Source organism: Burkholderia paludis (assembly GCF_000732615.1).
GTDB lineage: Bacteria > Pseudomonadota > Gammaproteobacteria > Burkholderiales > Burkholderiaceae > Burkholderia > Burkholderia paludis.
On record NZ_JPGL01000082.1, the window covers coordinates 19,506 to 36,973 of the forward strand.

A 17,468-nucleotide genomic window follows, 5' to 3' on the forward strand; every position below is an offset into this window, starting at 1 on the left:
GCGATGAATCAGGTGGTGGTGGTGAGTGGCGGCGGGACCGGAATCGGCCTGGCCACGGCAACGTATTTCGCCCGGCGCCAGGCGCAGGTCGTCATCGTCGGACGGCGCGCGGACGCGCAGCGCGACGCGAAGAAGGCCGAGGCGATGAACGGCCGGGCGGCCACGCCCGCCGATATCGCCGACACCATAGGCTGGCTGGCGTCGCCCGCCGCGCGGCACGTGACCGCGCAGATCGTTCAGGTCAATGGCGGTGCGGAGCGGGGGCGTTAGCGGCGGCGCGAGGGCTGCGCGCCGCGCGTTCCGCGAATGTGTGGCGCGTGCGGGAAAAGCCGGCGGGCAGGACGCTCGCCGGCTCCGTCCGGAGCAGGTGCGCGCCGCGCGTTACTTGGCCGCCAGCGCCGAAGCCACGCGCTTGTCGCTCCACGCGTTGTCCGCCACGTTCAGCTTCTGCGGAATCAGCTTCGCGGCATGGAACGCATCGGCGACACCCTGCTGGACCGCGACGATCTTCTCGTCGATGGGCACCGCGCCGAACGGCACGCGCTTGATCCAGGCCTCGACGAGCGGCAGCGGCAGGCCGACCTTCGGTGCGATCAGCGCGGCGGTTTCGGCCGGATGCCCGTTCACCCACAGGCCCGTTTCGCGGGCCTGCTTCAGGATCGCGCCGACCAGGTCGGCGTGCTGTTCCGCGAAATCCCGGGTCGCCTCGTAGAAATTGTTCGCGGGCGTGAGGCCCGTGTAGTCGGACAGCGTGCGGATCTTCAGCGAGCTTTGCGCGGCTGCGTAGTACGGATCCCAGACGGCCCACGCGTCGACGTTGCCGCTCTCGAACGCGGCGCGCGCGTCGGCGGGCGGCAGGTACACGGGGCGGATCTCGTCGTAGCGCACGCCGGCCTTCTTCAGCGCTTCGAGCAGCAGGTAGTTCGCGCTGGAACCCTTCTGCAGCGCGACCTTCTTGCCGCGCAGGTCGGCGAGCGAGCGGACCGGCGAATCGGCCTTCACGAACACCGCTTCGTTGTGCGGCGCCGGCGGTTCCGCGCCGACGTACACGAAGCGCACGCCGGCCGCCTGCGCGAACACCGGCGGCGGCGCGCCCGTATAACCGAAGTCGATGCTGTTCGCGTTCAGCGCTTCGAGCAGTTGCGGGCCGGCCGGGAATTCGAACCACTGCACGTTGTAGCCGAGCGGCTTGAGCCGCGCCTCGAGCGAACCCTGCGCCCTGACGATCGACAGCAGGCCGGCCTTCTGATAGCCGATACGCACGACCTTGTCGGCGGCGCCTTGCGCGAAGGCCGACGTTGCGGCAAGCGCAACAAGCGTGACGGCGGCGGTGCGGGTGATCCAGCGGGTGAAACGAGTCATCGATCGAACTCCATGCGAAACGTCTTCGGGCGAGCGGCCGGTGCCGCTCGGTTGGAAGAATCGTCGCACGGACGATCGCGCCCGCAAACGAAGCATTGCCGATATGAATATGACGGCGGCGGCCCTACGCTTTGTCGCCGTCGCCTTGCGGCCCTGACGAATCGCCCGGGCCCGACTGCCGCGCGGCCTCGTCGCTGAGCTTCCTGTCGAGGATCGTCGCGACGCGGCCGCCGAGATAGGCGCTCGCCGCGGTTTCGAGCGCGCGGTTCGTCTCGCCTTCGACGAACACGGCCGCGAGCGGGCGCAGGCGCCAGATCGCGTCGACCAGCTCGGGCACGTCGGTGGCGGGCGGCAGCGTATCGGCGTCGTAGCGGTCGAGCCGCTTCACGACGAGATCCACCAGCAGCCGCGCGATCGCGTCGAAGTGCGGCCGGGCGAGGCTGATCACGTCGAGCAGCTCGCGCGGCGGGATGCCTTCCTTCGTCATCGCGGCCGCCGCCTCGAGCAGCGCGGGGCTCTTCGCGACGAACGACAGGCCGCGCCGCTCGAGCAGCCCGAGCTCGGTCACGCGCGACAGCTGGGTGGTCGCCTGCGGGCCGAACATCTGCGCGAGCGCGGCGATCGAATAGGTTTTCGGCAGTTCGTGCGACCAGCGGCCGCCGATCGCGTTCTCGAGGCCGAGGATCGAGCGCAGGTCGTGGCCTTCGTCGATCGCCTTGATCAGGTCCTGGATGTTCGACAGCGTATAGCCGCGCGCGAGCAGGTGGTTGATCAGCTTCAGGCGCGCGACGTGCGTGTCGTCGTAGATGCCGACGCGGCCGCGCTTCTCCGGCGGCGCGAGCAGCCCGCGATCCTGGTAGGCGCGGACGTTGCGCACGGTCGTGTCGGACACGCGCGCCAGCTCGTCGACCGTGTACTCGTTGCGGGCGTCCGGCGCTGCCTCGTCGGGGGTGGAAGGAGTCTGTTTTGACATGCGCCCATTCTAGCGCGACGCGGCAGGCTCGGGCGAGACGGGGGGCGTGCGCGCGCCGTCGCCGAGCGGGCGCTGCAGCAGCGCCGTGTCGATCCAGCGGCCGTGCTTGAAACCGGCCGCCTTCAGCATGCCGGCCGGCTCGAAGCCGAACGCGCGGTGCAGCGACGTCGAGCCGCCGGCGCCGCCGTCGGCGATCACCGCGATCATTTGCCGCCACGGGCCGGCCTCGCAGCGCTCGATCAGCGCCGCGAGCAGCGCACGGCCGATCCCGCGCCCGCGTTGCGCGTCGTCGATGTAGATCGAATCCTCGATCGTGAAGCGATACGCGCTGCGCGTGCGGTACGGCGTCGCATACGCGTAGCCGGCCACGCGGCCGTCGCATTCGGCGACGAGGTACGGCAGCCCGTGGCGCAGCACCGCGTCGCGGCGTGCGCGCAATTCGGCGACGTCGGGCGGCGTTTCCTCGAAGGAGGCGACGCTGTGGCGCACGTGGTGCGCATAGATCGCGTGGATCGCGGCGAGGTCGGCGTCGGTCGCGTCGCGAACGACGCAGGCGGCTGGCGGGGCGGACATGATGGCGAAGCGACAGGGCGGGGATGCGGGCAAGTCGCTACTATGCGGGCGATTGCCGGTCGCGTAAAGCGGACGTGCGCCCGGCGCGGCCGCGCTCAGTTCGGCGGCCGCTTCTTCTGCGTGTCGCGCGGCAGCTCGTTGAAACGGGCGAAGTAGTAGCCGGAGAAGCGGCCGAGGTGCCCGAAGCCGAACGTGAGCGCGGTATCGGTGATGCTGGTCGACGGGTCGGTCAGCAATTGCACGCGCGCGGCGTCGAGCCGGATGTTGCGCAGCAGCTCCATCGGCGTCGCGCCGTGGTAGCGCCGGCACAGGACGTTCAGCGTGCGCTGGCCGACGCCGGCCGCGCGGGCGAGATCCTCGAGCGAAATCGGCGCGCAGAGCCGCGCGTGGATGAACTCGTGCAACGCATCCATCTGCCGGATGCCGCCGCGCGATCCGGCTCTCGTCGCGACGTCGCGCGCCTGGGGTGCCGGGCCGGCATGCGCGGCGGCGGGCGGTGTGGGGCAATGCGCGAGCAGGAACAGCGCGAGGCTGCGTTCGAAGTGGTCGCGCCATTCGGCCCGGATGCCGCCGTCGTCGGCGACGGCGAGCACGTTGAGCAGCGACTGGGCGATCAGATCCCATTGCGACGCGAGCGCGGCCGGCAACAGGAAACCCGGTGCGAGGCCGGGCGCCGCGTCGCCGGGCGGGCGGCCCGCCACCGCCCGCAGCAGCGCATCGGGCACCTTGACGATCAGTTGCCGGGTGCCGGGCCGCCAGCGCAGGCGCACGCGCGCCCGCGGCGCGAGCACGGCGGTGCGTCCGCCGGACACGTCCATCACGTGCCCGTCGCATTCGATCTCGGCGCCGCCCGCCAGCGACGTATGGACCAGCGAAAAGCCGTCGAACGGGCGCGGGGCGACCTCGACCTCGGCGCCGTACTGCAGCGCGTAGACGCTCAGGTGGTTCAGTTGCCCCTTGAACAGCGCCGCGTCCGGCACGCCCGGCTTCCAGCGCAGCGCATGCTCGGCCAGCTCCACGGAGACCTGCTCGTGCGCATCCATGCGCAATCCGGATCGGAACACGCAATTCCGATAGAGCGCGGACAGCACTTCCGCATTCGGGGTGAGGGGCATGGGGCGTCTCCAGTGCGGCGGTTTTCGTACGGCGCATCCGGCTGGCTGCGGATGCGCGTCGTGCCACATCGGTTTCTATGGGGTACCGAATATCCTGAACGGATGATATTGATCTTCGCCGGGCTTGTCCAAGGTCGCGCAAGAATCGGATAAACGCGGTCCGGCCGGGGAAGGATCCGGATAGCGCACCGCGCGCGGCGCCGGAAAAAACGGACTGAAATCGCGTGCCGCGCGCAAATACCGGATAGTGACGCGCATTGTGGCTTTCTACACTGCGCCGGCATCCGGACGGAAAGCGGTGCATCTCGCGAAGGCAGTATTTCGGACAACTTCCAAATTGACCGGCCGGTCGATCGTACTGTCTCGAACGCGCGCGATGCGGCGGCTGCCGCCGGCCCCGAGTCTCCTCTGAAACAAGGAAGGTCCATGCGTGAAATCAACCTGCAGGCGCTCTCGGACGAGGCGCGGCCGGGCCGGCTGCAAGGCGCCGTGCTGTTCTGGTGCGCGCTGATCGTCGTGTTCGACGGCTACGACCTCGCGGTGGCCGGCATCGCGCTGCCGGCGATCATGCGCGAGATGGGCGTCAATCCGGCCCAGGCCGGGTTCATGGTCAGCTCGGCGCTGTTCGGCATGATGTTCGGCAACATCGTGTTCGGGACCGTCGCCGAGCGGATCGGGCGCCGCCGGGCCATCGCGGCCTGCCTGACGCTGTTCAGCGTCTTTACCGCGGCGGCCGGCCTCGCGCCGACGCCCGCGCTGTTCGGCGCCGCGCGCTTTCTCGCCGGCATCGGCATCGGCGGCGTGATGCCGAACGTGATCGCCCACATGACCGAATACGCGCCGCGCCGCGTGCGCGGCACGCTGGTGACGCTGATGTTCAGCGGCTATTCGGTCGGCGGCATGCTGGCGGCGGTCATGGGCAAGGCGATGATCGACGCCCATGGATGGCAATCCGTGTTCGTTGCCGCGGGCGCGCCGGTGCTGCTCGTGCCGCTGCTCATGAAATGGATGCCGGAATCGCTGCCGTTCCTGATCCGGCACGGCAGGACGGACGAGCTTGCGCGCATTGCACGGAGGCTCGATCCCGACTATCGGCGGCAGCCGGGCGACCGCTACGTCGTTGGGCGAGCGGATCATGCGGGCCGCACGGGCCACGCGCCGGTCCGGCAGCTGTTCGACGACGGCCGCGGATTCAGCACCGCGATGTTCTGGATCGCGTGCTTCATGTGCCTGTTCATGGTGTACGCGCTCAGTTCGTGGCTGACGCGGCTGATGGCGGACGCCGGCCACAGCCTCGGCTCGGCGCTGACGTTCGTGCTGGTGCTGAACGCCGGCGCGATGGTCGGCGCGATCGGCGGCGGCTGGCTGGCCGATCGCTTTCCGATCAAGACGGTGCTCGTGTCGATGTATCTCCTCGCCGCCGTGTCGATCACGCTGCTCGGCTATCCGATGCCGACCGCGCTGCTGTTCGTGCTGGTCGGCCTCGCGGGCGCGTCGACGATCGGCACCCAGATCGTCAACTGCGCGTATGCGGGGCAGTTCTATCCCGCGGCGATCCGTTCGACCGGGATCGGCTGGACGTTGGGCGTGGGCCGCAGCGGCGCGATCCTGGCGCCGATCGTCATCGGCGCGCTGGTCGGCATCGACCTGCCGCTGGCGCAGAACTTCATGGCGATCGGGTTGCCCGCGCTGGTGGCGGCTGTCGCGGTCGGCCTGATCGATCATCGGCGCTCGGCGACGCATCATGGCCCGGCGGCGGCTGCCGCCGAACGGCCGGTGTCGGCCGCCCGGCAGTCCTGAGCGGCATGCCGCCGGGCCAGCCGTGCCTTCGGCTAACGGCTGCGTGGGGCGGGGGCCGGACAATCCGCACGCAGGCCGGCCATATTCGGCACGCGTCGCATGCGTCGCCGCGCGCTTGGGTCGCGCGGTGTCATGCGACGCAAAGCGCGCCGGCAGTGAACGCGGTCGCCGCCGGCGGGGCGGTCGGCACGGGACGGAACCCGCCGCGGATCGCGGCCGGACGGCCGAAGCGGTTCTGACGAAGCAGTGGCGTCAGAGTTGTCCGTCCGCTGCGCGAACCGCATCGGCGATCGCATCCGCGACACGCTGCACGCGCGGCGAGCGCCGCACGTCCGGGTGGACCACGAGCCAGACTTCGCGCTCGATGTCGCAATGCGGCGTGGCCGTCAGTTCGACGAGCGGCGCACCGGCGTGCACGGCCGGATCGTCGACCAGAAAGCGCGGCAGCAATGCGACGCCGGCGCCTGCCGCGCATGCGCGATGCTGCGCGGCGAGGTCGTTCGCGATGAACGCGAAGCGGCGCCCGGCCGCGAAACGTTCGAGCCATTGCTGCTGCGGCGTTTGCGCGAGCGCATCGTCGTAGCCGACGAAGGTCCAGGTGTCGGGCGGCGCGTCCGCCCATTCGGGCGCCGCGCACAGCGCGAAGCGCATCGTGCCGAGCCGGCGCGCGGCGAGCCCCGGTTCGCTCGGCCGCGACAGCCGCACCGCGAGATCGGCCTCGCGCGCATACAGGTTCGCCGCGTGCATCTCGCCCATCAGGTCGATCCGCAGCGCCGGCCATGCGCGCTGCGCACGGGCGAGGCGCGGCGCGAGGAAATGGCTGGCGAACACCGGCGACGCCGACACGCGCACGACGCCGTCCAGCGCGGCCGCGCCTTGCGCGGCGCGCGCGAACGCATGCGCGTCGGCTTCGAGGCGGCCCGCATGCTCGGCGAGGTGCAGCCCTTCGTCGGTCGGCGGCCAGCCGCGCGGCAGCCGGTCGAACAGCCGGATGCCGAGCGCGGACTCCAGCGCGTCGATGCGCCGTGCCACCGTCGAATGCTGGACCTGCAGCGCCCTTGCGGCGGCCGACAGGCTGCCGCCGCGCATCACCGCGAGAAAGTAGCGGATGTCGTCCCAGCTCATCGGCGGCACGGAGGCGGGCAATGGAGTCTGGTCGGTCGAATTTTGCACAGTAGATGGGTGGAAAGCGGGAATTCCGATCGATTATGCACGATGGGATGATCGTGTCACATCATTCGATTGCGAGGAACGTCATGACCCAAACCACCACCGCCATCCGGATCGGGATCGACCGTTACGGCGACGCCGGCGTGCTGCGCCGCGTCGATGCGCCTGTTGCGCCGCCTGGCGCGGGCGAGGTGCGGATTCGCCAGACCGCCGTCGGCGTGAATTTCGTCGACATCTATTTCAGGACGGGTGCGCACGCATTGCCTGCGCTGCCGGATGCGCTCGGCGTCGAGGCCGCCGGCGTGATCGACGCGGTCGGGCCCGGCGTGACGGATCTCGCGCCGGGCCAGCGGGTCGCGTATGCGGGAATGCCGACCGGCAGCTATGCGAGCGTGCGCACGCTGCCGGCCGCGCGCGTGATGCCGATCCCCGATGGCCTGAGCGACGATGCCGTTGCGGCCGGGCTGCTGAAAGGCATCACCGTTTACATGCTGCTGCATCGCGTCCGGCAGGTCGGCGCCGGCGACACGGTGCTGGTGCATGCGGCGGCGGGCGGCGTCGGTCTGCTCGCGACGCAGTGGGCCCGCGCGCTCGGGGCGCGGGTGATCGGTACGGTCGGGTCGGCCGCGAAGGCGGCGCTGGCGCGGGCTCAGGGTGCGGAGCAGGTGGTCGACTACCGCGAGGCGGATTTCGTCGCGGCGGCCCGTGCGTTCGGCGGCGGCGCGGGGGTCGACTACGCGATCGACGGGATCGGCGGCGACGTGCTGACGCGCACGCTTGGCGCGATCCGTCCGTTCGGCATGGTCGCGAGCATCGGGCAGGTGGCCTCGATCGGTGCGCGGCAGACCTTCGATCTCGACGAACTGGGGCCGGCGCGCTCGATCGCGCTCGCGCGGCCGAGCGTGCTCGGCTTCATCGCGCGCGACGTGGCCGGGTATCGCGAAGCGGCGCGCGTGACGCTCGAACGGCTGGCGGGCGGGATGCACGTCGAGATCGGCGCGCGGCTGCCGCTCGAACAGGCGGCCGACGCGCACCGGCTGCTGGAGTCGCGCGCGACGACGGGGGCGGTGGTACTGGTGCCGTGACGGCGCGCGGCGCGTCGATCGCATCCGCGCCGCGTCAGACCTCGACGCTGCTGATGTCGGGTTGCGGGGGCACGGGCGGTGCTTCGGCCAGCGACACGGCCAGCGAAAACGTCCGGTGCCCGTTCGCCGTGGCGAGCCGGTCGCGATCGGTCGATACGCCGAGAATGATGACGCGGTATTTGGGCTCCTGCCGCTTCAACAGGATTTCGAAATCGGGATCGTCTTTTTTCTTGGGGTCGTAGTGCTTGTAAAGCTCTTTGAACGATTCGCTGATGAACTGCGTTGAAACATGGAACGTGTCTATATTGTCCGCGCTGTCGTACAGGGCTGCCTTTTGCAGGACGTCATTCCGGGCGCCATTGACACCGTCGGCGGCTTACGCAGCCGGAATAATCGGCGGGTGCGAGCGGCGACGCTGCGCGGCGGGGCGCCGCGAGACCACCCGATTCCGGAACGGGCAGCGCCGGCCGAGGGAGCAAGCGCCGGCGGCTTGCCTGATCATGCACGCGAGGAGCGCAGCGGCGCATCCTCGACGAACCACGCGAGCACGAATGCGATCGCGACCACGACCGCCGCCGCCAGATACACGACGTGCAGCGAGCCCGCGAACGCATGCAGGTACAGGTCGCGCACGGCATCCGGCAACTGGTGCACGGCGCCCGGGCCGAGCGCGGGCGGCAGTTCCGTGCCGGCCGGCAGCGCCTGCAATATCCGCGTCTGCAATCCGTGCGAGAACAGCGCGCCGAACGCCGCGACGCCGATCGAGCTGCCGATCGAGCGGAACAGCGTCGCGCCCGACGTCGCGACACCCATGTGCCGGAACTCGACCGTGTTCTGCGCCGCGAGCGTGAGCACGGGCATCACCATCCCGAGGCCGATCCCGAGCAGCGCCATGTACGCATACATCGTATGCAGCGGCGTATCGAGCGTCAGCGTCGACAGCAGCGCCAGCGCGATCCCGCCGATCAGCGTGCCCGCGATCGGGAACATCCGGTACGAGCCGAGCCGCGAGATCAGCCGGCCGCTGACCACCGACGTCGCGAGCATCCCGCCCATCATCGGCAGCAACTGCATCCCGGCCTGCGACGGCGTCGAACCCTTCACGACCTGCAGGTAGAGCGGGATGAACGTGACCGAGCCGAACAGCGCGGTGCCGACCACGAAGCCGATCAGGCTGACCAGCACGAACGTGCGATGGCGGAACAGTTCGAGCGGGATGATCGGCTCGGCCGCGAGCCGCTCTTCATAAATGAAGCCGCCGATCGCCACGAGGCCGAGCGCGAGCGTCATCCACAGTTGCGGCGAGGTCCACGGCAGCAGCGAGCCGCCTTCGCTCGTGAACAGGATCACGCAGGTGAGGGCCGTTGCGAGGAAAGCGGCGCCCATGTAGTCGATCCGGTGCTTCACGTGCGCGGCGTGCGGCCGGAACGCGACGCCGATCACGGCGAGCGCGAGAAAGCCGAGCGGCAGGTTGATCGTGAAGATCCAGCGCCACGACAGGTGCTCGACCAGGAAGCCGCCGAGCAGCGGGCCGATGATCGTCGCCAGCCCGTAGACGCCGCCGAACATGCCCTGGTAGCGCGCCCGGCGATCGGGCGGGATCAGATCGCCGATCGCCGCCATCGTGACGACCATCAGGCCGCCGCCGCCGAGCCCCTGTAGCGCGCGCAGCACGATCAGCTGCGTCATGTCCTGGGCGACGCCGCACAGCGCGGAGCCGGCGAGGAACAGCACGATCGCGGCCTGCAGCACGATCTTGCGGCCGTACAGGTCGCCGAGCTTGCCGTACAGCGGCAGCACGACGGTGGACGACAGCAGGTAGGCGGTGACGACCCACGACAACTGGTCGAGCCCGCCCAGCTCGCCGACGATCGTCGGCAGCGCGGTCGACACGATCGTCTGGTCGAGTGCGGACAGCAGCATCACGAGCAGCAGCGCGGCGATGATCAGCCCGGTCGGTGCATCGCGGCGGGCCGCTTCGGCGGCCGGCGGGGTCGGGAGGGTATCGGTAGTCATCGATATATCTGCCATGGCAGGGAATTGCATCGAAATATAGCGACCAATGATTGACCAGTCAACTTCTGCCGAGGCTCGATATGTTGCAGAGGTAACAGGAGATTGCCGGCGCGAAAATTTGACCGGGATCAGCGGAAAAGCGGGGACGGACTCAAGTTTTCTGCAGGGAAACCGTAATCCAGAGTGCCGCGCGCCGATTGCCGCGGCGCACTTCACCGCTCACGTCCCGACATGAACCTGAACGTCCTGTTTTCCCGTTTCTCGATCCGTACGCGGATCTTCTCCACGCTCGGCCTCGTCGCCGCGCTGCTTGTCGTGTCGGGGCTGATCGGCCTGGCCGGCATGCAGAGCTCGAACCGCGCACTCGACGAGGCCTATAACCAGCAACTGGCCGCGAAGACCGCGTTGTCGGCGGCCAGCCTGAACCTGACGATCGTGCGCACCACGATCGATCGCGCGCTGCTGCACCCGGAAGCGCCGGAAGTACCCGATCTCGTCAAGAAGGCCGAGAACTATCTCGCGAAGGCCGATACGGCGTGGCGCGGCTACGCGTCGATGCCGCACGAGGGCGACGAAGCGCCGCTCGCGAGCCGTGTCGACGCCGCGCGCCAGGCGCTGATCGGGCAGGCGCTGAAGCCGATGATCGATGCCGTCCGCGACGGCCGGCGCGACGAGGCCGACCGGCTGCTGATGTCGGTGGCGCCGTCGCTGTCGGTCGCGCTCACGCAGGCGACCGATGCGCTCGACGCGTACCAGGTCGCGCGCGGCAAGGACGTCTACGACACCGCGCAGACCTATTACGGCTGGATGCGCGCGGGCGCGATCGCGGGTATCGCGTTCGGCCTGGCCGCCTGCCTCGGCTGCGCGATCGGCCTGCATTACGCGATCACGCAGCCGGTGAACCGGCTGCTGTCGCATTTCCGCCGCCTGTCGGACGGCGACCTGACGTCGGAGGTGCGCTGGTCGTCGCGTGACGAGATGGCCGAGCTGGTCAAGGGCGTGACGGGCATGCAGCGCAGCCTCGCCGACACGGTGCGCCAGGTCAGCCAGGGCTCCGAGGCGATCTCGACCGCGACGCACCAGATCGCGGCGGGCAACACCGACCTGTCGCAGCGCACGGAAGAGCAGGCGTCCGCGCTGCAGGAAACGGCCGCGAGCATGGAGCAACTGACGGCGACCGTGAAGCAGAACGCCGACAATGCGCTCGAGGCGCAGGCGTGCGCGGACAGCGCGAGCGAGATCGCGACGCGCGGCGCGACGGTGGTCGGCGAGGTGATCGGCACGATGAACGAGATCGACCAGAGCTCGCAGAAGGTCGCCGACATCATCGGCACGATCGAGGGCATCGCGTTCCAGACCAACATCCTGGCGCTGAACGCGGCCGTCGAGGCCGCGCGTGCGGGCGAGCAGGGCCGCGGCTTCGCGGTGGTCGCGGGCGAGGTGCGCACGCTGGCGCAGCGTTCGGCGTCCGCGGCGAAGGAAATCCGCACGCTGATCGGCGAATCGGTCGAGCGCGTCGCGAACGGCTCGCGGCTCGTCGGCATGGCCGGCGCGACGATGCAGGACATCCAGCAGGCGATCGGGCGCGTGACGGGCATCATGACCGAGATCGCGGCCGCGTCGAACGAGCAGCGCGACGGGATCGAGCAGGTGAACCGCGCGGTGTCGCAGATGGATCAGGTGTCGCAGCAGAACGCGGCGCTCGTCGAACAGGCCGCGGCCGCGGCGTCGTCGCTGGAAGAGCAGGCCGACGGGCTGCGCCGCGCGGTGGGCGCGTTCCGGGTCGCCTGACCGGTGGCGGGCGGCGGCGCGCACGCCAGCCGCCCTTTTGCGTCAGCCGGCCGCGAGGTGCGCGGCCGCGCGTGACGACGCGACGATCAGCAGCTTCATCGTCGCGCGCGTCGCGCCGACGAACAGCTTGCGCGCGGCGCGCGCGTCGAGCGTGTCGAAGTCGACCTCGGTGAGGATCACGCACGGCGCCGACTGGCCCTTGAAGCGATAGATCGAATCGAGCAGCACGTCGCCTTCGCGATATTCCGGGTTGCCGAACAGGTCGTACTTGCCGGTGAAGCGCTTGAGCCGGTGCGGGCCCAGCTGGTCGAGCGGGGCGAGCACCGAGCCGTCGCGGCCGCGATACGACAGCAACGCGATGTCCTGCTTGCGGAAGCCGAGCGACAGCGCCTGCGTGATCGCGCGCTTGGTCGCGTCGATGCAGGCTTCGGCCAGCGCGTCGCCTGAAGTGCCGGCCTCCCCGTAGACCGATACCGCCGGATCGGACCCGTCGAACGGGCTGCCCGAGCGCAGTTCGGCCGCGAGCGGCTCGACCCGGCCGACCACGTCGCGCACGAATTCGAGCAGGTCGCGCGGGCTGCGGTAGTTCGTGAGCGCCTTCAGCGTGACCCAGCCCGGCAGCGCGACGGGCTCGCGCATGTACAGGTTCTGCAGCGGATCCTCCAGCCACCACCATGCGCCGTCCGGCGCGAGCAGACGCGCCAGCGCCGCCGCCCACGACGCATGGAAATCCTGTCCTTCGTCGACGACCAGCACGTCGAAGCGCCAGCGCTCGGGGATCGGCGCTTCGGCGAAACGTGTTTCGAGCCGTTCGAACTCGCCGGGCACCTGGAAGTCGGGCGTATAACCGCCGTCGCGCGCGACCCAGTCGCACAGCTGGTGGTAGTTCGCGATCTGCGCGCCCGGCGGCGCGATGCGCGCGATGTAGTCGGCCAGCGGCCGGTTGAAGCACACGTAGAGCACGCGCTTGCCGGCCGCGACCGCGTCGCGCATCGCCTGCACCGCGAGCTGCGTCTTGCCCGAGCCGGCCGTGCCGGTCACGCGCAGCCGGAACGGCGCGAATTCGAGCTGGCGCGCCCACGCGGCGAGCCCGCCCGACAGCCGTGTGACGAGCGTGCCGGCCTGCCCGACGAGCGCGCTGGTGTCGGGCGTGAGCGCCAGTTCGTCCGCGAGGAAGTGGTGCAGCTTCGACGCGTTCGGAACGGGTTCGTCGTCCTCGGGCAGCACCCGCAGGATCACCTGGGCGAGCTGTGCCTTGCGCGACGCATCGACGATGCGGTCGGCCGCGACGCCGGCGATCGATGCGTCGCGGATCGAATAATCGGGGCAGTACAGCAGCGCCTCGACGCCGTAGACGCCCGCGCCGAGCGCGGCCGTCAGGCGCCGGTGCAGCGTTTCCTGCGTGCGCGCGAGCTGGATCGGGACGTTGCGCTCCTTCTGCAGATAGACCTTGACGAGCCCCTTCGGCGTTTCGCGCAGGAAGCCGGCCTTCTGCTCGATCAGCAGCACGCGGCCGGCCGGGCTCACGACGACGAACGCGGCCTCGCCGAACACCGAGAACGCGTGCTCGGCGCGCGTCCAGTGCACGCCGTGATACACGGTGTAGTCGTCGGGCAGCGCGTGTTCGAGCGCGGCGAGCGTTTCGCGCTCGCGTTCGGCCGCGCCGGTCGCGGCGAGGCTTTTCCAGTCGTCGGGGATGAGGCGGGCCATGGAGTCGGGCGGCGGAAGCCGGCGTGGCGTGAACGGGAGCGGCTATTGTACTGAGCCGCGCCCCCGTTTTACGACACGGCCGCGATGCCGAGCGGCCGTCGACGCGCCGCGGCGGCGATTACCCGCGTGCGAGCCGTTTCGCGAGATCGGCGCTGAGGATCGCCATGCGCGCGGGCTTTTCGTAGCAGACGACGTCGAACGCGCGGATCACGTCGCTGATGTCGGCCTCGCTCGCGCGGCCGGTGAGCAGGTCGCCCGTCAGGACGAAGATCGGCGCACCCGGGTTGTCGGACGTGCGCACCGCCTTGATGGCCGTGGCGGCCGTGCCGTCGTCGAACAGCCATTCGGTCAGGACCGCGTCGAACGCCTGGCCCTGCAGTGCATCGACGAACGGCGCGAGGCCGTCGAACGCGGCCGTCGCGAAACCCTGCCGTTCGAGATAGCGGCACAGCTCGGTCGCGCTGACGCCATCGGGGTCGATCACCGCGACGACGAGCTTGTCGCTCTCCGCGCGGCGCGGATAGATCTCGATCTTGTGCACGTCGTACGCGTTCTGGTACAGCACGCCGGTATGGCGCAGCACGCGCCAGCGGCCGTTCTGCTCATACCCGACGAATTCGGGGCGCGCGCCGGCCTCGAGCGGCGCGCCGATCCATGCGGTGCACGGAATCTCGGCGACGCCCGCATAAAGTACGGCTTCCTGCGAATAGGCGCCGACCATGCCGGGGTCGAGCGTTTGTGCGCCGAACAGCTGCGCGGCGGGTTCGCCGTACGCTTCGGCGACTTTCTTGATCTGCGCGAGCGTCCAGGGGCTGCTGCCGCGCAATTTGCGATGGCCTTGCGAGAAACTCAGGTCGAGGATGCGGCACAGCTCGGTGGTCTGCTGGCGCTTGCCGATGCCGTTGCGGGTCATCAGCTCGCGCACGCGCTCGGCAACCGCGAGGGAATCCGTGGTGATTGCTTCAGTGGTCATGCTACGGGAACGGATCGTGACGTTCAGAACGACGCCTTGCGGCAGTCTCGACGGACAGTCTTCATGACGTCCAGGGGCGAGCCGACCGGCCACGCGCGGAAAAGATAACTTTACCGCAAAATGGTCGTTATTCCATGTCGAGAACGGTGCGTTTTGTGTGAAAGGTGTGTCATCCCGTTACCGTAATGGACGTATCCACCCGCATTAACGCCCGACAGGAAACAATGACGACAACCTATCCGTTGCATGACACCTTGACCCGCGCTGGGGATGCGTTCCCGCTCGAAGCCGATGTCGTGATCGCCGGCGCCGGCATCATGGGCTGCGCGGCCGCGTACTACCTGGGCCTGCGCGGCCTGAAGGCCGTCGTGCTGGACAAGTCGCGCATCGCCGGACAGCAGTCGACGCGCGCGTGGGGCTTCGTACGGCAGCAGGGCCGCGAGGCCGCCGAGGTGCCGTTGATGATGGCCGGCATGCGGATCTGGGAAGCATTAGAGGAAACGCTCGGTTTCGATCTCGAATGGCGGCAGGGCGGCTGTCTCTATATTGCGGACAACGAAACGGACTGGGCGTCGTTCAACGCGTGGCTCGCCGTCGCGCGCGAGTACGGGCTCGACACGCGCACGCTGACGCGCGCTCAGATCGACGAGCGCGTCAGCGGCCTTTCGCCGCAGGCGCGCACGCTCGGCGGGCTGTACACCGCGAGCGACGGGCAGGCCGAGCCGCGCCGCGTGGCCGCGGCGTTCGCCGCGCGTGCCGTCGAGGCCGGCGCGCGTTTCTTCGAAGGCTGCGGCGTGACCGCGATCGAGACCGCCGGCGGCGCGGTCGTCGGCGTCGTGACCGAGCGCGGCACGATTCGCACGCGGCGCGCGATCTGCGCGGCCGGCGCGACCAGTTTCCGGCTGCTCGACGGCGTCGGCATCCGGTTGCCGCAGCAGGCCGTGCGCGGCACCTGCATGCGCACCAATGTGGTGCCGCCGGTTTCCGCGTCGACGGTGTGGGGGCACGGCCTCGGTATCCGCCAGCGCAGCAACGGCACGATCAATCTTGCCGACGACATGCAGGTCGACGTCGACCTCACGCTCGGCCACCTGCGCGGGCTGAGCCTGTTCTGGCCGGAATTCTGGTCGCAGCGCGACAAGTTCCGGCTGCACCTGGACGCATCCGCGTGGCGCGATGCGCTGGCGCGCATCGGCGGCGCGCGCGGGCCGATCGAGCCGCGCGATCCGCAGCCGCAGCCGAATCGCGCGCATGCGCCGCGCGCGCTTGCGAAGCTCAAGGCGATCTTTCCCGCGCTGAAGGACGCGCAGATCGTCGAGGCATGGGCCGGCCTGATCGACGTGCTGCCCGACGGCGTTCCGGTGATCGACGCGCCGGGCGCGCCGTCCGGGCTGGCGATCGCGACGGGGTTTTGCGGTCACGGTTTCGCGATGGGGCCGATCGTCGGCCGGCTGCTTGCCGAATGGATCGACACGGGTGCGCCGTCGCTCGACCTGTCGGCGTTTCGTGCGCGGCGTTTCGTCGACGGCACGATGGTGCGGCCGCGCAGCATGCTGTAACGGAGCAATCAACGCAGAAACGCCGGCCCGTCGCGGCCGGCCCATCGTAGAATCGAGCCCGCATCCTTCAGGAGATATTCCCCGTTGGCCACGCCTTCCGACAAGCGCCGCTCGTTGCGTTCACGCTTGCGTCGCGCCCGCAACCCGTGGCAGGCGCCGCGTGCGCAGACACTGTTCACGCGTCCCGCGACATCGCCGCGGCGCACGCTGCTGTTCCGTCTCGGCGCGGTCGTGCTGCTGTGCACGCTCGCGTTCCTCGTGCTGTATCTCGATCGCGACGGATTGCGCGATTCGACCAAGAGCACGCCGATGACCGTCGCCGATCTCGTGTACTTCACGATGGTCACGGTCGCGACGGTCGGCTACGGCGATATCGTGCCCGTCACCGCGCGGGCGCGCCTGATCGATGCGTTCTTCATCGTGCCGATCCGCATCGTCATCTGGTTCATTTTCCTGGGCACGGCATATCAGTTCGTGATCCAGCGCGTCGTCGAGGAATTCCGCATGAAACGCCTGCAGAAGCAATTGTCCGATCACATCGTCGTCTGCGGTTACGGGCTGTCGGGATCGATCGCCGTACGCGAGTTGCTCGAGAGCGGCGTCGATCCCGCGACGGTCATCGTGATCGATTCGCAGCAGCAGGCGCTCGAGGCCGCGACGTCGCTGGGCGTGACGGGGCTGCTCGGCGATCCCGCCCACGAGGATCTGTTGCAGCAGGCGCAGGTGCGCTCGGCGAAGGCCGTGATCATTTCGGTGACCGACGATCCGACCGCGATCCTGCTGACGCTGTCGGTGCGCAGCATCGCGCCCGACACGAAGATCGTCGTGCGGATCCAGGAGAACCTGTACCAGCGGCAACTGCGGCAGGCGGGCGCGGACGTGATCGTTTCGTCGACGAAAATCGGCGCGCTGCTGCTCGCGGACGCCGTGCACAGCCGTTACATCGTGCCGTTCGTGAACGACATGCTGTCGACACGCGGGCGCGCGACGCTGCTGGAGCGCGAGGCGATGCCGCAAGAGGTCGGCTGCATGACGAACGTCGTGCCGGGGGCGATCGTCGTCGGGCTCGACCGGTGCGGGAAGATCTTTTCGTTCTACGAGGATCCGCCGTGCAGGATCGAGGCAGGGGATACGCTGGTCGTGATCCAGTCGGCGCGGATTCCGGATCCGGATGTTTGACCGTTGCGGGTTTAAAAAAATCAATAAATTCAATTGGTTATTGGTATTTTTTTGGGGTGGGCATCTTTGGGTAATACCCCCGGCCAGTAAGCGGGATCGGAAGTAGAATTTCCAGCAAAGGGAGTTCTACGCAATGAAGAAGTCGAAGTTCACGGATAGCCA

The 17,468-nt window shown here is 69.2% G+C and carries 15 protein-coding genes; 6 read left to right on the forward strand and 9 right to left on the reverse strand.

The annotated features are described in order from the left end of the window. Positions 1-3: 3 nt before the first annotated feature. Positions 4-270: an SDR family oxidoreductase gene (locus GQ56_RS0135125; protein WP_031403095.1), complete on the forward strand. Its 267-nt coding sequence runs from the start codon at positions 4-6 to the stop codon at positions 268-270. 111 nt (positions 271-381) lie between these two features. On the opposite strand, the gene GQ56_RS0135130 is transcribed toward GQ56_RS0135125, so the two are convergent. The 4 genes from GQ56_RS0135130 to GQ56_RS0135145 all read right to left on the reverse strand — a co-directional run bounded on the left by GQ56_RS0135130 (position 382) and on the right by GQ56_RS0135145 (position 4,023). After that, entirely contained in the window at positions 382-1,362 is a 981-nt protein-coding gene (locus GQ56_RS0135130; protein WP_031403096.1) for a sulfonate ABC transporter substrate-binding protein, read from the reverse strand. A gap of 124 nt (positions 1,363-1,486) precedes the next feature. Next, positions 1,487-2,335 carry a MerR family transcriptional regulator gene (locus GQ56_RS0135135; protein WP_031403097.1) on the reverse strand — a complete coding sequence of 283 codons (849 nt, stop codon included), beginning with the start codon at positions 2,333-2,335 and terminating at the stop codon, positions 1,487-1,489. Between the two features lie 9 nt (positions 2,336-2,344). After that, positions 2,345-2,908, reverse strand: coding sequence for a GNAT family N-acetyltransferase (locus GQ56_RS0135140; protein WP_031403098.1), 564 nt, complete (start codon positions 2,906-2,908; stop codon positions 2,345-2,347). Positions 2,909-3,003: 95 nt separating this feature from the next. Further along, the gene (locus GQ56_RS0135145) at positions 3,004-4,023 is read right to left on the reverse strand and encodes an AraC family transcriptional regulator (RefSeq protein WP_031403099.1); all 1,020 of its coding nucleotides are present in this window, start codon (positions 4,021-4,023) and stop codon (positions 3,004-3,006) included. 426 nt (positions 4,024-4,449) lie between these two features. Between GQ56_RS0135145 and GQ56_RS0135150 the strand changes: the two genes are divergently transcribed. Beyond that, the gene (locus tag GQ56_RS0135150) at positions 4,450-5,823 is read left to right on the forward strand and encodes an MFS transporter (protein WP_031403100.1); all 1,374 of its coding nucleotides are present in this window, start codon (positions 4,450-4,452) and stop codon (positions 5,821-5,823) included. A 252-nt stretch (positions 5,824-6,075) separates the two neighbouring features. On the opposite strand, the gene GQ56_RS0135155 is transcribed toward GQ56_RS0135150, so the two are convergent. Then, positions 6,076-6,948, reverse strand: a complete 873-nt coding sequence (locus GQ56_RS0135155) for a LysR family transcriptional regulator (RefSeq protein ID WP_031403101.1) — start codon at positions 6,946-6,948, stop codon at positions 6,076-6,078. Positions 6,949-7,079: 131 nt separating this feature from the next. On the opposite strand from GQ56_RS0135155, the gene GQ56_RS0135160 reads away from it, so the two are divergent. Beyond that, entirely contained in the window at positions 7,080-8,078 is a 999-nt protein-coding gene (locus GQ56_RS0135160; protein ID WP_031403102.1) for a quinone oxidoreductase family protein, read from the forward strand. A gap of 34 nt (positions 8,079-8,112) precedes the next feature. Here the strand turns inward: GQ56_RS0135160 and GQ56_RS45715 are convergent, their stop codons facing one another. Then, positions 8,113-8,277, reverse strand: a complete 165-nt coding sequence (locus GQ56_RS45715) for a hypothetical protein (RefSeq protein ID WP_161788598.1) — start codon at positions 8,275-8,277, stop codon at positions 8,113-8,115. A gap of 299 nt (positions 8,278-8,576) precedes the next feature. Further along, positions 8,577-10,094 (reverse strand): MDR family MFS transporter, encoded by a 1,518-nt coding sequence (locus GQ56_RS0135170; protein ID WP_031403103.1) that lies wholly within the window; start codon positions 10,092-10,094, stop codon positions 8,577-8,579. Positions 10,095-10,325: 231 nt separating this feature from the next. Here GQ56_RS0135170 and GQ56_RS0135175 point away from each other — a divergent pair, with 231 nt between their 5' ends. Next, entirely contained in the window at positions 10,326-11,885 is a 1,560-nt protein-coding gene (locus GQ56_RS0135175) for a methyl-accepting chemotaxis protein (protein ID WP_031403104.1), read from the forward strand. A gap of 42 nt (positions 11,886-11,927) precedes the next feature. On the opposite strand, the gene GQ56_RS0135180 is transcribed toward GQ56_RS0135175, so the two are convergent. Both GQ56_RS0135180 and GQ56_RS0135185 read right to left on the reverse strand, forming a co-directional pair. After that, on the reverse strand, positions 11,928-13,595 hold the full coding sequence (locus tag GQ56_RS0135180; protein WP_031403105.1) for an ATP-binding domain-containing protein: 1,668 nt from the start codon (positions 13,593-13,595) through the stop codon (positions 11,928-11,930). A 118-nt stretch (positions 13,596-13,713) separates the two neighbouring features. After that, positions 13,714-14,568: a helix-turn-helix domain-containing protein gene (locus GQ56_RS0135185; RefSeq protein WP_031403106.1), complete on the reverse strand. Its 855-nt coding sequence runs from the start codon at positions 14,566-14,568 to the stop codon at positions 13,714-13,716. A gap of 224 nt (positions 14,569-14,792) precedes the next feature. Between GQ56_RS0135185 and GQ56_RS0135190 the strand changes: the two genes are divergently transcribed. Both GQ56_RS0135190 and GQ56_RS0135195 read left to right on the forward strand, forming a co-directional pair. Next, the gene (locus GQ56_RS0135190; protein ID WP_031403107.1) at positions 14,793-16,127 is read left to right on the forward strand and encodes an NAD(P)/FAD-dependent oxidoreductase; all 1,335 of its coding nucleotides are present in this window, start codon (positions 14,793-14,795) and stop codon (positions 16,125-16,127) included. Positions 16,128-16,211: 84 nt separating this feature from the next. Further along, positions 16,212-17,306, forward strand: coding sequence for a potassium channel family protein (locus GQ56_RS0135195; protein ID WP_031403108.1), 1,095 nt, complete (start codon positions 16,212-16,214; stop codon positions 17,304-17,306). The last annotated feature ends 162 nt before the right edge of the window (positions 17,307-17,468 follow it).

Coding starts and splice junctions, on each gene's coding strand:
- GQ56_RS0135170 (WP_031403103.1), bottom strand. CDS start 10,094: ATGACTACCGATACCCTCCCGACCCCGCCGGCCGCCGAAGCGGCCCGC.
- GQ56_RS0135185 (WP_031403106.1), bottom strand. CDS start 14,568: ATGACCACTGAAGCAATCACCACGGATTCCCTCGCGGTTGCCGAGCGC.
- GQ56_RS0135135 (WP_031403097.1), bottom strand. CDS start 2,335: ATGTCAAAACAGACTCCTTCCACCCCCGACGAGGCAGCGCCGGACGCC.
- GQ56_RS0135160 (WP_031403102.1), top strand. CDS start 7,080: ATGACCCAAACCACCACCGCCATCCGGATCGGGATCGACCGTTACGGC.
- GQ56_RS0135155 (WP_031403101.1), bottom strand. CDS start 6,948: ATGAGCTGGGACGACATCCGCTACTTTCTCGCGGTGATGCGCGGCGGC.
- GQ56_RS0135130 (WP_031403096.1), bottom strand. CDS start 1,362: ATGACTCGTTTCACCCGCTGGATCACCCGCACCGCCGCCGTCACGCTT.
- GQ56_RS0135175 (WP_031403104.1), top strand. CDS start 10,326: ATGAACCTGAACGTCCTGTTTTCCCGTTTCTCGATCCGTACGCGGATC.
- GQ56_RS0135180 (WP_031403105.1), bottom strand. CDS start 13,595: ATGGCCCGCCTCATCCCCGACGACTGGAAAAGCCTCGCCGCGACCGGC.
- GQ56_RS0135190 (WP_031403107.1), top strand. CDS start 14,793: ATGACGACAACCTATCCGTTGCATGACACCTTGACCCGCGCTGGGGAT.
- GQ56_RS0135140 (WP_031403098.1), bottom strand. CDS start 2,908: ATGTCCGCCCCGCCAGCCGCCTGCGTCGTTCGCGACGCGACCGACGCC.
- GQ56_RS0135150 (WP_031403100.1), top strand. CDS start 4,450: ATGCGTGAAATCAACCTGCAGGCGCTCTCGGACGAGGCGCGGCCGGGC.
- GQ56_RS0135125 (WP_031403095.1), top strand. CDS start 4: ATGAATCAGGTGGTGGTGGTGAGTGGCGGCGGGACCGGAATCGGCCTG.
- GQ56_RS0135145 (WP_031403099.1), bottom strand. CDS start 4,023: ATGCCCCTCACCCCGAATGCGGAAGTGCTGTCCGCGCTCTATCGGAAT.